Below are 14,630 nucleotides of genomic sequence, written 5' to 3' on the forward strand. Positions count from 1 at the left end.
GTATTTAGGATAACCTTATTGCTTAGACCTTCCGGTTATAAATCTCATTTTCATTTGAAATGGTCTCGATGGCATAGAAATAGAAGCTAAAAGAATTCTCGTACTAATTCATACGACCTCAATTGTCTTTCTAATAGAGCGATCTACCTTTGCATAGTACTCATGCCCAGTGGAAGTGCAAAAGTCACTCTAGCGCCAGAAATGGCGGGTTTATTTACGTGCTGGATTGGAGATTTGCTGTTTATAGCTTGTGTAATTGATGGTCTTAGATAGTTTGGATACGCTAAAGTTGCCTCTCCTGTCAGACTCTTGAAGGATTTTTTCGTCAGCTATTGTAGAAGGGAAATCAATACCTGAAAGACAGGAATTGACTAAATACAGGAAAGAAAAATAGCAGATGATTATTGTTAGCCGTCCTAATAGATTATTTTACCGCTGTAAAGGCAAGCATCGTTTCTACACAATTGACAATTCCGGCTACATCTAAGCCACATTCTTTGTATAGGTCAGAAGGTTCGCCGTGTTCGACGATCGTGTCTGGGACGCCCAAACGTTTGATCTGATTCGTAAAATCGTTGTCAGCCATAAATTCGAGCACTGCGGAGCCGAAACCGCCTTGTAATGACCCGTCCTCTATGGTGATAATCTTGTGATAAGAATTCAAGACATTTCTTAGCATGGTTTCGTCAATGGGCTTCGCGAAACGCATGTCATAGTGGCCAATTGATATCCCCTTCGATTCAAGCAGCGAAGTGGCCTTTTTTACGTGGTTTCCCAACGGGCCAAAGCTCAATATGGCTATATCCTCTCCTTCCCTAATCACACGTCCTGTACCCACTTTCACTTCATGAAATGGAGTTTTCCAGTTCGGCATCACACCGTTTCCACGAGGATATCTTATTGTGAAGGCAGATTTTCCTTCCTGAATTGTATTAGATTGAGCTGTATACAACAAGTTCCGGAACTCCGCCTCGTCCATTGGTGAGCTCACGATCATATTAGGAATGCATCTCATATACGAAATATCATACACGCCGTGATGCGTCGGACCATCCGCACCTACCAGCCCGGCTCTATCCAAACAGAAAATGACAGGCAATTCCTGGATGCAGACGTCGTGAATGACCTGATCATACGATCTCTGCATAAAGGTGGAATAGATATTACAATATACTGCAAACCCCCTTGTCGCCATTCCTGCGGAGAAAGTGACGGCATGTTGTTCAGCGATACCTACGTCAAAAGCCCGATCCGGCATTTTTTCCATCATGATATTGAGGGAGGACCCGGAAGGCATTGCAGGCGTAACACCAATAATTTTTTCGTTCTTTTCCGCTAGTTCTACGATCGTGTGACCAAATACGTCCTGAAACTTCGGAGCTTGCGGAACATCGTATACCTTCTTTTGAATCTCACCAGTTATTTTATCAAAAACTCCTGGCGAGTGCCATTTGGTCTGATCCTTTTCAGCGGGCCCATAGCCTTTTCCTTTCACCGTAAGGCAATGAAGCAGCTTTGGACCGGGAATATGCTTTAAATCGTTTAGAACCTCTGTTAAATGGCTTATATCGTTTCCATCAATAGGGCCGAAATAACGCAGCCCTAAGGATTCGAACAGATTACTTTGTCTCAGTAACGTGGCTTTCAGAACAGACTCAACTTTCGAAACCACTTCTTGCGCACTTTTACCGAAAGTGCTCAGTTTTCCAAGAATATTCCAAACCTCGTCCCGAACCTTGTTATAAGTTTGAGAAGTGGTGATATCTGTCAGGTATTCTTTCAGCGCACCTACATTTGGATCAATCGCCATACAATTGTCGTTCAAAACAATCAGAAGGTTTGAATCTGTAGCCCCGGCATGGTTCATTCCTTCGAACGCCATCCCGGCTGTCATGGCTCCATCGCCGATGATCGCAATATGTTGCCTTTGATAGTTTTTTTCAAGAGCAGATGCTACCGCCATCCCCAGCGCGGCTGAGATGGAAGTGGAAGAGTGCCCTACGCCAAAGGCATCGTATATACTCTCCTTTCTTTTTGGAAAGCCGGATAAACCACCGTAGGTACGGTTGGTATGAAAATCATCTCTCCTGCCTGATAATATTTTATGACCATATGCCTGATGACCCACATCCCATATCAATTGATCGTCGGGTGTATTGAAGACATAGTGAAGTGCTACGCTTAGTTCTACTACTCCTAAACTCGCGCCAAAATGACCACCATATACAGAGACATTGTCAATAATGAATTGTCTCAATTCGTTGCAAACCTGTGGCAACTGTGATCTATCCAGCTTTCTTAGATCAGCAGGTGAATCTATTTTTGCAAGCAGTTTTCCGGGGGATATCAGCATCTTAGTGTAGGCCTGTGAACATTCAGAATATCAAGTATTCGTTGAGCTTATGGATGCAAAATTAACGAAATTGAAATAGACTCTGCTATTTATTTTTGCTGACTGGCTCTGAACAACTTTTGCTTTTCTTCTTTGGTCAGGCTTTCGTAACCGGACTTCGAAATTTTGTCAAGAATTGTATCTATTTCGTTTTGGTCGAGGGCTTCAACAGAATTGGATGCGGATGTTGATGAATACACACTTGTGCTGCGGTAGACCTGTCTTTCTCTATATGTTACCTGCATGGTAGTTTTTTTTCTGAACAAACCACTCCAGCCATTCATAACAGCATATATAGGTCGTCCGAGATCTGTCCCGTTTTGCAAAAGTTTGATGAAAACATACCCAATCAATGCGCCACCTAAATGCGCCAGATTACCGCCCGCATTAGGGCCAACAACATCTGCAAGCGAGAGAACGATATAAAAGAGGGCGATAAATTTAATCCGGACCGGGCCAAGAAAAATGAGGTTAAATGTATAGTTTGGCAATAATGTGGAAGCACCAACCGCTACGGCAAAGGCCGCAGCCGATGCACCGTACAAATAAGATGATTCTACGACAGGACTGAAATAAGGGATTATATTGTAGATCAGCATGAATGTAAGTCCTCCCGCGATACCTCCAAGAAAATACAGAGCCACTACCCTTTTCGCACCCAGATATTCGTCTACCAACCGGCCAAACCAATATAAAAACAGCATATTGAATAAAATATGCAGTATATCAATGTGAATAAAGAAATTGGTCAACAAAGTCCAGGGCCTGACAATAAACCCTTGTGTGGATCCCGGTAAGAATAATTGATGAAGGGTTAGGTCGTATATGCCTGAGGCTTTGGAAAAAGTAAATATGATTTTTACTATAAGCAAAACCAAAAAAACGGCTACGTTGACCAAGATGATCTTAACAAGCGCATTATCTGACTTGGCAAATTCCCGTTTGATATCGTCTATTATATTGCTCATTTTTCAGCTCTCAGTAAAAATTTGACTTGTGTATTTTCCAATACCGAAGTAAAATATAGGCAAATAACATACCTCCAATGTGGGCAAAGTGAGCGACGTTATCTGTCTGTGCATTCTTTATTCCGGCGTACAATTCATAAAAACCATAAATCGCCACAAAGTATTTCGCCTTTATGGGAAATGGGAAAAATAAGAGGAAAAGTTCCGTGTTAGGGAATAATAACCCAAATGCCATTAAAATACCAAAAATAGCACCTGAAGCTCCTACCATCGGTATGGAAATCACGTAGTTATAATATCCTTGAACAAGGGAAATACTATTTTGAATATACTGAGAATCCTTTGGATTATCTTCAAATTGGTTTAAAAAATCGAGGCTAGCTGAATATAAAGCCTTCGCATGCTTGCTAAGTAAGTCAACCAGCCCGTCAGGTGTAGGATATTGTGTATAAATCGCTACGGCGTCCCTCAATTGAGAGTTCTCAAAATAGTCAATACCTGAGAAAAGAAGGCCTGCTCCTATACCTGTGAAAAAGTAAAAAAAGATAAATCGCTGAGAGCCCCACATTCTTTCCAGTAACGGACCAAACATGAACAATCCGAACATATTGCTCAATAAGTGCGAAAATCCACCGTGCAGGAACATATAGGTCACGAACTGATATGCGGCAAAGTCGGGCGATAGAGTAGATCTTAACGCAAACTTACTGCTTAGTGGTAGCACATATGAGTCAATCAGAAAAAACAGGACATTCAGTATTAGTAAGTTTCTGACAGCAGGAGTTATAGAAAGCATATTTTAATCGATATCAATAATTACAGATAATAACTGTTTGAGGTCCGTATTTGTTTCACTAGTTTTTGAAAATGGATGCAAGTTTATCCATCGTCAACAGAACAATAATGGCGTCACCACCAGGAGTTCGGTTTGGATCGGTTGAAGCAAACAACTGATTGATCAGCGTATGAATCTCTACCGTTGAAAGTTTCACAGTATATCGAACCGCAAAACGCCGGGCTAGTGACCTCGACAAGCTTTCTGGCTTGTTTAGTTTAAGGTCGGAATAACTTTGTTTAAGTTGCTCCAACAGCTCCTCAAAAAGATCCTGTTCACTTTCTTCCGGCAAGTCGGCGGGAATACCCCTTATCACCAACTGGTGTTGCCCGATTTCATCAAACTCAAATCCAAGACTGCGAATTTCTCTTTTTGTTTCGAAAACCAGTTGCATATCCGACGGTGTCAGCCGTATCGTCTTTGGGAATAACAGCTGCTGGCAAGCCCCGTTTCTGTTGGTCAGCATCTTACGATACCGTTCGTAGAGAATTCTCTCATATGCCGCTTTCTGGTCTATGAGCATAATTCCTTCCTTCACTTGTGAAAGAATATACCTGTTATGTAGCTGAAATAGAACGGCATCCACATCCGGCGCAACCACGACCTCGGAAGCCATCCTGTTCACCTTACTTGCGATGGTCCTTGATTGTTCCTGATAATGAGACGGTCTGGATACTGTCGACGTGTTCATTTCAAAAGCAACAAGCTCTTTGCTTCTGTCGTCAGCGGATTGCAATCCTTCAAAAAGCTTGTTCCAGTTGGTCAAATTTGATTTGGAAGATTCAGAAGGTGATTTTTTTGACTGTGCCGCCCAGTCGGGCATTACAGTTTTTGGTGTCAGATTTTGACCTGGCTCAGGAGATGAAGTATTTAAAAAATTTATATTATCTTCAAAATCAATGGATTGGGAGAGGTTATACACCCCGACAGCTTTTTTGACAGCAGCCAGAACAATTGCATATACCGATCTCTCGTCATCAAATTTGATTTCCGTTTTAGTCGGATGGATATTGATATCAATATGAGACGGGTCTATTTCGAGGAACAGTACATAAAAAGGGTGACTTCCCTCGGGTATTGTTCCGTCAAATGCGCTAATGACCGCGTGGTGCATATAGTTATGCTTGATATACCTGTCATTCACGAAGAAATATTGCTCCCCTCTCGTTTTTCTCGCAAACTCAGGCTTCCCGATATAACCACGAACCGTTACGTACGAAGTTTCCTCCTGGCAATAGGCGAGCTGTTCGCGGTAACTCTTGCCATAGATATCCACGATTCGACGCACCAGTTTCCCGGCAACGAGGTTAAAAACCTCCGTATCGTTATGGATCAGTGATAGGTTTACTTCGGGGTGGGCAAGTGCTATTCTTTGAAACTCATCCAGCACATGTCGCATCTCGACTGAGTTGGATTTCAGAAAGTTACGTCTTGCCGGAACGTTAAAAAAAAGATTTTTGATAGAAAAACTAGTGCCGTCCGGACAAGCCACAGCCTCCTGTGATTTGATTTCAGAGGCCTCAATTTTAATCAAAACGCCTAATTCGTCTTCCTGCCGTTTCGTTTTTAATTCCACCTGGGCCACAGCGGCAATAGATGCAAGTGCTTCTCCACGAAAACCCATCGATTTGATCTTGAACAAATCCTCAGATTTTCTTATCTTCGAAGTTGCGTGTCTTTCAAAAGATAATCGTGCATCGGTTTGGGACATACCCATTCCGTTGTCAATAATTTGAATCAGCGTTCGACCGGCTTCACGAAGTATAACCTGTATTTGTGTTGCTTTCGCATCAATAGAGTTTTCCAGCAACTCCTTCACAACGGAAGCAGGCCGCTGAACAACTTCCCCTGCTGCAATTTGGTTGGCAATTGAATCTGGTAATAACTGAATGATGTCGGAAGACGGCATAACCATAGTGTTAACGATACTATAACAAAATAACAAAATTTTTTTTACAGCTCTGGATATTTCGGTAGGTAGGAGTGGGCAGGCAGACTCTTTTGTCATCCTGTTGTTTGTAAAATAATATTATATATTGAAATTATATATAAATAAAAACGTTCTTAAAATAGAGTTGAAGTTTTAAAGTATTGATGATCAAAGAAGTGTGTTGTTAACCTTTAACCTACCACAAAAATTATGAAAGCTCCCTTGATGAAAAGATTCAACTATACCATGGCGTTACAGTGGTTTATCTTTCTCCCTGTGATTCTTCCCCTTTGCGTCGTGTTTGGAGCTGTCCAGGGCGTGGTGAACATGATAGAGAAAATGGCGCAACGGATGTGGACGGATATTGAACTGGGTAAAGGCAATTTGTCATAAGATATAGATCAGTAAAGATATAGAATGAAAAAAGGGCCAAATCAAGGCCCTTTTTTCATTCTTATAAGATTCAGGTTATAGCTTCCAACGTACGAATGCTTCCATCGCTTCGTAGTCTGCCAGACCCAGGCCATGATATAAAAGCGCAGTGCCACGGTTTCTTTCTTCTGCACGCTGCCAGAATTCACGGGCATCGTCTCCCTGGAATACCACACCATCCTTTTGCGATTGGTGCTTGAATATACCCTGGCGTTTTTTCAAAACCTGATCCGGGCTCATTGGCACAGCCATTTCGATTTCATATATATCCCACTCAGCCCATGCACCGCGGTACAACCATACCCAGCAATCTTTCATGAACTCTTTGTTTTTAGATCTTTCCAATGCTGCTTCGATGGCGTCCCAGCAAACTTTATGTGTTCCGTGTGGATCCGCAAAGTCGCCTGCTGCATATATCTGATGTGGTTGGATTTTTTCGATGAGATCTTCAACAATCTGAATATCAGCTTCCCCTATCGGTTTTTTCTGAACAGTACCGGTTTCGTAGAACGGCATGTCCAGGAAGTGAGCCTGCGAAGTTGGAATTCCTACAAATCGGCAGGTAGCCTTCGCTTCACCTCTTCTGATCAAACCTTTTACTTTCCGGATCTCCGGAGTATCTATTTCACTGTCTTTGGTATGGCGCAAGAAGTTTTTAGCATCTTGGAATAATTGCAGTGTTTCAGGGCTTTCTATACCGAATCCATTGTCGAAGTCAACAACGAAATCAATGAAGCGAAGTGCTTCGTCGTCGGCAACAGCGATATTACCAGATGTTTGATATGCAACGTGTACTTCGTGCCCCTGATCAACCAATCTTTGGAAAGTACCACCCATTGAAATGATATCGTCATCCGGGTGCGGACTAAAAATAAGTACGCGTTTTTTCGCTGGTTCTGCACGTTCGGGCCGATGGGTATCATCAGCATTTGGCTTTCCTCCCGGCCATCCGGTGATCGTATGCTGAAGTTGATTGAAGACGCTGATATTGATCTCGTATGACGAACCATATTGAGCAAGTAAGTCGCTCATACCGTTGTCGTTATAATCTTTGTCAGTCAGCTTAAGAATCGGTTTTTTGAGGTATTGCGATAAATGAGCAAGCGCTTTCTTGATCATTTTATTGTCCCAAACTACAGTATCAACAGCCCAAGGTGTTTTCACCCTCGTTAGTTCAGACGCAGCACTTTCATCCAAAACAAAAGAAACATTCGGATGAGCCTGAAGATATGAAGCGGGATTTAATTCTGTAACCCTTCCCTCAACGGCACTCAAAATCACCGGTGCTTTTCTTTCGCCCCAAGCCAAAAGAACAATACGACGTGCATTCAATATCGGTGCCACACCCATGGTAATGGCCTTACGAGGCACTTTGTGCAGCCCGCCAAATTCCATCGAAGCGGCAGCGCGCGTCGAATGATCAAGCGTGATAAGTCTTGTATGTGAATTGATCAAAGAACCCGGCTCATTGAAACCGATATGTCCGTTACCGCCAATTCCTAAAAGTTGGAAATCAAGGCCGCCAAGCGCATTGATTTTGTTTTCATATGAAGTACAGAAGTCTCTCAACAAATTTGGAGGCACCGTTCCGTCTGGCAAATAATAGTTCTCTTTTGGAATATCCACAAGGTCGAACAGCTGTTCTTTCATGAACCTGTGATAGCTGTGAATAGAATCAGGCTCCATCTGATAGTATTCGTCGAGGTTGAAGCTGATAACGTTCTTGAAGCTCAGTCCTTCTTCTCTGTGCATGCGTACGAGTTGAGCGTAGACAGTCTTTGGAGATGATCCCGTAGCAAGACCAAGGATACAAGGCTTACCTTCTTTTTGCTTTTGGCGAATCAGATCTGCAATTTCCTGAGCTACTGCGCCAGACGCTTCCTTTGAATTGGCGAAGATTTGGGTAGGAATTTTCTCGAAGGTAATCGGTTGACCAATTGTTCCGTTGGTACTCTGCGGACTATCTGTTATTTGCATGAGAATGGTTTGTGTATTAAGCACCTGCTGATCCATGTGTACAAAGTTGTTTTATCAAGAGTTTTCGAATTGCAACAAAATAAGAACCTTCCTTTAAAGCATTTTTACTTTACAAAGTATGGCAAAATATATCGATCGGGCAATATTATTTGTGAACTATCTTCGCTTTACAAAAGTACAATGAAAATCAACATTATTAAAAAAAATTAAAAAGAGTGTGCCCGAACACGCATAACATAAACGCAATATTAGCATAATTCCAGGCTCAATAACTCTGTTGTTTGAACTGAGGCAGGAATTTTAGTTGAAGTTACATTTTCATAACACGATAAATGCTTGTATTTTTGCGTTTTATTTAATTGAAACATCTTCTTTAATATTCCCGACAATCCCATGTCTACACTAACAAGCGTTGTACGTGACACAACTATCTTTGATCTTATCAATAGAGAAAAGTATCGACAAGAGTCTGGCATAGAGCTGATTGCGTCTGAAAACTTTACTTCTCAGCAAGTAATGGAGGCATCAGGTAGCGTGCTTACTAACAAATATGCCGAAGGACTTCCGGGAAAACGCTATTATGGCGGATGTGAAGTAGTTGATGAAATCGAGCAGATTGCAATTGACAGATTGAAGGAGCTTTTCGGAGCTACCTGGGCAAATGTTCAGCCGCACTCAGGTGCACAAGCTAATACAGCTGTATTTTTGGCTTGTTTGAATCCGGGCGATAAAATAATGGGTTTTAACCTTGCTCACGGAGGTCACTTGACCCATGGATCACCGGTTAATATTTCAGGAAAATATTTTCAACCGGTTTTTTATGGCGTGGAAGCAGAATCGGGTTTGATCGACTGGGATAAAGTAGAGGAAACGGCGGTAAAAGAAAAGCCGAAATTGCTGATTTGCGGTGCCTCCGCATATAGCCGTGACTGGGATTACGAGCGCCTTCGTGCAATTGCCGATCAGGTGGGTGCACTTTTGATGGCGGATATCTCTCACCCTGCGGGCTTAATAGCCAAAGGGCTTTTGAACGATCCGTTCGATCATTGCCATATCGTGACCACTACAACCCACAAAACCTTGCGTGGACCGCGTGGTGGTGTTATTATGATGCGCAATGATTTTGAAAACCCATTTGGAATCAAAACTCAGAAAGGTGCACTTAGAACCATGTCTTCATTGTTGGATTCAGGCGTATTCCCTGGAACTCAAGGTGGACCATTGGAGCATATCATCGCTGCAAAAGCAGTTGCTTTTGGCGAAGCGCTAAGCGAAGGATATTACAACTACGCAACTCAGGTTTCAAAAAATGCGCAGGCTATGGCTAAGGCATTTGTTGATAAAGGATATAAAATTATCTCAGGCGGAACAGATAACCATTTGATGTTGATCGATTTAAGAACCAAGAATGGTATCGAATCGGGTCTTACAGGAAAACTTGCAGAAAATACTTTGATCAAAGCGGATATCACTATCAATAAAAATATGGTACCGTTTGATGATAAATCACCAATGGTAACTTCTGGGATTCGTGTAGGGACAGCTGCGATGACAACCCGCGGTTTGCTTGAAACAGATATGGAGCGTATCGTTGATTTCGTTGACACGGTATTGATGAACCATGACAATGATTCTAAAATTCAGGGAATTAAAAGTGAAGTGAATAACTGGATGAAACAATATCCATTGTACTCGTAATCTGGATTTTTATCATATTTGCAGAAAAATGAAATAGCGCATCCGGTCATTCTGATGCGCTATTTCGTTTAAAATTTATACCTGTTTTGTTGGCGCGTATAGGCTGGAAGGGACAATGGCGATTTGTCCCGGTCTATTTTCTGTGAAAAGAAGATAAAGAATTGTGCTATAACTTGTTTTGACTTTACAAAGTTTTCATAACTTTGCACTCCAAAATCGAATTAATTGATATGAGCAAGAAAAACACGGATGCATCCGGGCTTGAAATAATTGAAAATCCGGAAGCGCTCGCAGGGCAGATTAGTAAAGCGGAAATTTTCTTTCTTAAAAACAGAAACCTGGTTTTAGGTTTTGCAGGAGCTGTTCTTTTTGCAGTAGCCGCTTACGGTGGATATCGCGTTTACATTGGCAGTCAGGAAGATAAGGCTCAGAATGCGCTTGCTGGCGTAGTTTATGATTTTGAAGCAGATTCATTGCAGAAAGCATTGAACGGAAGTGGAGGTAACGAAGGTCTTTTGGCAATTGCTGACGGATATAAAGGTACTGACGCAAGCAACCTCGCAAATTTCTACGCTGGTGTTGCATTGTTGAAACAAGGTAAATATGATGAGGCAATCAGCCACCTCGAATCTTTCAGTTCGTCTGATCTGTTGGTTGAAGCTCGTGCAAAAGCATTGGTTGGGGACGCATATCTTGAAAAAAATCAAGCTGCTGAAGCAATCACTTACTATAAGAAAGCTGCTGATTACGATAAAAATGAATTTTTTACACCAGTATATCTGATGAAACTTGCGTTGGCTCAGGAAAAGGCGAACCAGGCTGCGGATGCTGTGTCGACATATAAACGTATTGTGGACGAATTCCCACTTTCTTCGGAAGTGGTGAACGCCAAGAAATACATGGGATTATTAGAGGGACAGGTCGGCAAATAATGATTAATCATTGCTGTTCCCGAAAAGGATAAAGCCGACAAAGGCTTTATCCTTTTTTTGTTTTACGTTTTTAATAAGGTCTAAATCAAAGTAATATGTCAAGTGCAGACAAAAATCTAAGTATTTTTTCAACAGAAGGTCTTCCTGATATCAGTAACAGCAAGTTTGCGATTGTGGTGGCAGAATGGAATGAAGAGGTGACGGGTAAGCTGTTTGAAGGGGCATATCAGACCTTAATCAAATATGGCGCAAAACCGGAAAATATTGAAAAAGGGAATGTTCCTGGCAGTTTTGAATTAACACTTGGCGCTTATTGGTATGCTCAAAGAGCTGATATAGATGCAGTTATTGCATTGGGTGTTGTAATTCAAGGCGAAACAAAGCATAATGATTACATCAATCACGCTGTTGCTCAGGGAATTACAAATGTGAGTATTAAGACAAACAAGCCAGTCATTTTCGGAGTCTTGACACCTAACAATATGGAACAAGCGCTCGAAAGAGCAGGCGGTGTTCATGGAAACAAAGGTGACGAAGCTGCCATTACAGCTGTGAAAATGCTGGGTTTAAAATTAATAGCAGGCTAAGCTGAAAAAAGTCTTTCAGCCAACAGCTAAATTAAATCAGTTAACAACCATTAATTATCCTTTTATGCAAGTCTGGAAATTTGGCGGTACTTCGGTGGGAAAGCCTGAACGTATGCATTCAATCCGCGAACTCCTGAACAATGATGCCAATCGTAAAATTGTTGTATTATCAGCTTTATCGGGGTCAACTAATGCGCTTATTGCGATTGGTGAAGATGCAAAAGCGAATAATGACAGCGAGGCAACAGCGAAAATTGACGAGCTAAAAGCGCATTATGACGCTTTTATCGCGGAGCTATATTCTACCGAAACCGGACTTGCGAAAGGGAAGGAAGTGGTGGAAAGTGAATTCGGTTTCATCCGTTCTTTGGTAGGCATTAAGCCGTTTGCGCCAAAGCATGAAAAAGAATTGGTGGCTCAGGGTGAACTCTTGAGTACCAAAATGTTTCAGGAATACCTTGCAGAAAAAGGAGATAGCTCGGTATTGTTTCCTGCATTGGAGTTTATGCGAATAGACGCCGACGGAGAGCCGGAATTAAACAGTATTGAAGAGCGCCTGACAGCGATGTTGGCTCAGCATCCTGATACGCAGACTATCGTAACTCAAGGATTTATCTGCCGCAATCCGAGAGAAGAAGTTGATAATTTGAAACGTGGCGGATCTGACTATACTGCTTCATTGATCGGCGGAGCTATTACTGCGGATGAAATTCAGATATGGACGGATATCGACGGAATGCATAATAATGATCCACGGATTGTTAAGCGTACTTTCCCGATCAGAGAATTAACTTTCGAGGAAGCTGCTGAACTGGCTTACTTTGGGGCGAAAATTTTGCACCCAAGTACCATCACGCCGGCGAAATTGAGAGGTGTTCCTGTTCGTCTGAAAAATACGATGCAGCCGGAAGCTCCCGGCACATTGATAGCGAACTCTACCAGCGACCGTGAAATCAAGGCAATCGCTGCAAAAGACAATATTACGGCGATATATATCCATTCTACCCGTATGCTGAATGCTTACGGCTTCCTTCGTAGAGTATTTGAGATTTTCGAAAAATACAAAACGCCGGTGGATATGATCACTACCTCAGAAGTTTCAGTTTCTGTTACAATTGATAACTCAGAAAATCTGGAGGCGATCAGTGCTGAACTACGTGAGTTTGCTGATTTAGAAGAACATGACCGCGATCAGAATATCATTTGTGTGGTTGGAAATTTCAGTGCCGACAAAGAAGGGATTGCTTTGAAAGTGCTGGATGCGATGAAAAATATTCCTATACGAATGATTTCGTACGGAGCTTCAGAGCATAACCTTTCGCTTTTGGTTCACTCGAAGTACAAAGCAGAGGCTTTGAATGTTTTGAATGAGCGTTTGTTCTACTACGAAGACGCAATGAAGGACATTTTCACAGCTCCATAAATAAAACTGAGCTCAGGATTGGGAATGGTCCGATGTCATTTCAAATCGTTGACAGCTAATATCTCATTACTTAAATACGACTTGGGTTAGTAGCCAGGTTTTGACGAAATGTTACAAACAGCCTTCATACGCGAAAATAAAGACCTTGTTATCGCGGGACTGAATAAAAGAAATTATAAAGACGCCGAGCAGGCTGTGGACCTGGTCATTGAGCTGGATCGTGCCCGCCGCGAATTTCAGCAGGAGTTGGACGATGTATTGGCCGCGTCTAACGCCAAAGCCAAGGAAATCGGAGCTTTGATGAAGTCTGGACAGAAGGAGGAGGCAGAAACAGCGCGTGCCGAGACATTCGTTTTGAAGGAGCGCTCAAAATTATTGGAGGAAAAGCACAAGGAAGCGGAAGAAGCATTGCATAGTGAGCTTGTGAAACTACCAAATGTTCCAACTGAAAAGGTACCTGCAGGCCGCACAGCTGAGGACAATATCACTGTTTTGGAAAGCGGAATTAAACCTGAACTGCACGAGAGCGCTTTGCCTCACTGGGACCTGATCAAAAAGCTGGGACAAAACAATGCTCCGATCATTGATTTTGAACTTGGCAATAAAATTGCGGGGGCTGGTTTTCCGGTATATAAAGGAAAAGCGGCACGGCTTCAACGCGCTATGATCGCGTTCTTTTTGGACGAGGCAGCCAAAGCTGGGTATATGGAGATTCAACCGCCGATTGTTGTAAATGCAGATTCCGGATTTGGAACAGGACAACTTCCTGACAAAGAAGGCCAAATGTATCACGCAACTGTTGACGATCTGTATCTGATCCCGACTGCCGAGGTGCCTGTTACCAATTTATATCGAGATGTGATCGTCAACGAATCTGAACTTCCGATCAAGAATGTAGCATATACGCCTTGTTTTCGCCGTGAAGCAGGCAGCTGGGGAGCTCATGTTCGCGGGCTGAACCGTTTACACCAGTTTGACAAAGTGGAGATCGTACAGATCAATAAACCGGAGGATTCTTACAAAGCATTGGATCAGATGGTGGATCATGTGAAAGCGCTTTTGGAAAAACTGGAGCTTCCATATCGAATTCTGTTGCTTTGCGGGGGTGATATGGGGTTTACATCCGCTATCACTTACGATTTCGAGGTTTGGTCTGCCGGTCAAAAGCGTTGGTTGGAATGTAGTTCTGTTTCCAATTTTGAAACTTATCAGGCCAACCGACTGAAATTGAGATATAAGAATGCCGAGAAAAAAACCATCTTGCTGCATACCCTAAACGGTTCAGCACTGGCTCTGCCAAGAATCCTGGCCACATTGTTGGAAAACAATCAGCAGGAAGATGGAACGGTAAAAATCCCGGCGGTTTTGGTACCATATTGCGGTTTCGATATCATCGAATAAGATTTTTATTCTGACACAATTATAGGGCACCTTTGCGAAAGCGGAGGTGCTTTTT

At 42.4% G+C, this 14,630-nt stretch carries 11 protein-coding genes; 6 read left to right on the plus strand and 5 right to left on the minus strand.

Annotation, left to right across the window (positions count from 1 at the left end; all coding sequences use genetic code 11):
* Positions 1-424 precede the first annotated feature (424 nt).
* The 4 genes from dxs to mutL all read right to left on the minus strand — a co-directional run bounded on the left by dxs (position 425) and on the right by mutL (position 6,104).
* Complete coding sequence (gene dxs, locus AC1XUD_RS08820) at positions 425-2,353, minus strand: 1-deoxy-D-xylulose-5-phosphate synthase (protein ID WP_483360613.1); 1,929 nt, start codon at positions 2,351-2,353, stop codon at positions 425-427.
* Positions 2,354-2,442: 89 nt separating this feature from the next.
* Positions 2,443-3,360 carry a rhomboid family intramembrane serine protease gene (locus tag AC1XUD_RS08825; protein ID WP_483360614.1) on the minus strand — a complete coding sequence of 306 codons (918 nt, stop codon included), beginning with the start codon at positions 3,358-3,360 and terminating at the stop codon, positions 2,443-2,445.
* Positions 3,361-3,370: 10 nt separating this feature from the next.
* Entirely contained in the window at positions 3,371-4,156 is a 786-nt protein-coding gene (locus AC1XUD_RS08830; protein ID WP_483360615.1) for a rhomboid family intramembrane serine protease, read from the minus strand.
* Between the two features lie 58 nt (positions 4,157-4,214).
* Positions 4,215-6,104 carry a DNA mismatch repair endonuclease MutL gene (gene mutL / locus AC1XUD_RS08835; RefSeq protein WP_483360616.1) on the minus strand — a complete coding sequence of 630 codons (1,890 nt, stop codon included), beginning with the start codon at positions 6,102-6,104 and terminating at the stop codon, positions 4,215-4,217.
* Between the two features lie 231 nt (positions 6,105-6,335).
* On the opposite strand from mutL, the gene AC1XUD_RS08840 reads away from it, so the two are divergent.
* Positions 6,336-6,518 (plus strand): hypothetical protein, encoded by a 183-nt coding sequence (locus AC1XUD_RS08840; RefSeq protein ID WP_483360617.1) that lies wholly within the window; start codon positions 6,336-6,338, stop codon positions 6,516-6,518.
* A gap of 75 nt (positions 6,519-6,593) precedes the next feature.
* Here the strand turns inward: AC1XUD_RS08840 and nagB are convergent, their stop codons facing one another.
* Complete coding sequence (gene nagB / locus AC1XUD_RS08845; RefSeq protein WP_483360960.1) at positions 6,594-8,534, minus strand: glucosamine-6-phosphate deaminase; 1,941 nt, start codon at positions 8,532-8,534, stop codon at positions 6,594-6,596.
* A gap of 393 nt (positions 8,535-8,927) precedes the next feature.
* Between nagB and AC1XUD_RS08850 the strand changes: the two genes are divergently transcribed.
* From AC1XUD_RS08850 to serS, 5 genes are all read left to right on the plus strand, one after another.
* Positions 8,928-10,232, plus strand: coding sequence for a serine hydroxymethyltransferase (locus AC1XUD_RS08850; RefSeq protein WP_483360618.1), 1,305 nt, complete (start codon positions 8,928-8,930; stop codon positions 10,230-10,232).
* A 230-nt stretch (positions 10,233-10,462) separates the two neighbouring features.
* Positions 10,463-11,164 (plus strand): tetratricopeptide repeat protein, encoded by a 702-nt coding sequence (locus AC1XUD_RS08855; protein ID WP_483360619.1) that lies wholly within the window; start codon positions 10,463-10,465, stop codon positions 11,162-11,164.
* A 95-nt stretch (positions 11,165-11,259) separates the two neighbouring features.
* A complete protein-coding gene (gene ribH / locus AC1XUD_RS08860; RefSeq protein ID WP_483360620.1) occupies positions 11,260-11,751 on the plus strand; it encodes a 6,7-dimethyl-8-ribityllumazine synthase in 492 nt (163 codons plus the stop codon).
* Between the two features lie 64 nt (positions 11,752-11,815).
* A complete protein-coding gene (locus AC1XUD_RS08865) occupies positions 11,816-13,174 on the plus strand; it encodes an aspartate kinase (RefSeq protein ID WP_483360621.1) in 1,359 nt (452 codons plus the stop codon).
* Between the two features lie 108 nt (positions 13,175-13,282).
* Positions 13,283-14,575, plus strand: a complete 1,293-nt coding sequence (gene serS, locus AC1XUD_RS08870) for a serine--tRNA ligase (protein ID WP_483360622.1) — start codon at positions 13,283-13,285, stop codon at positions 14,573-14,575.
* Positions 14,576-14,630: the final 55 nt, after the last annotated feature.

It is taken from the genome of Dyadobacter sp. HNCC25DJ184, assembly GCF_056895215.1.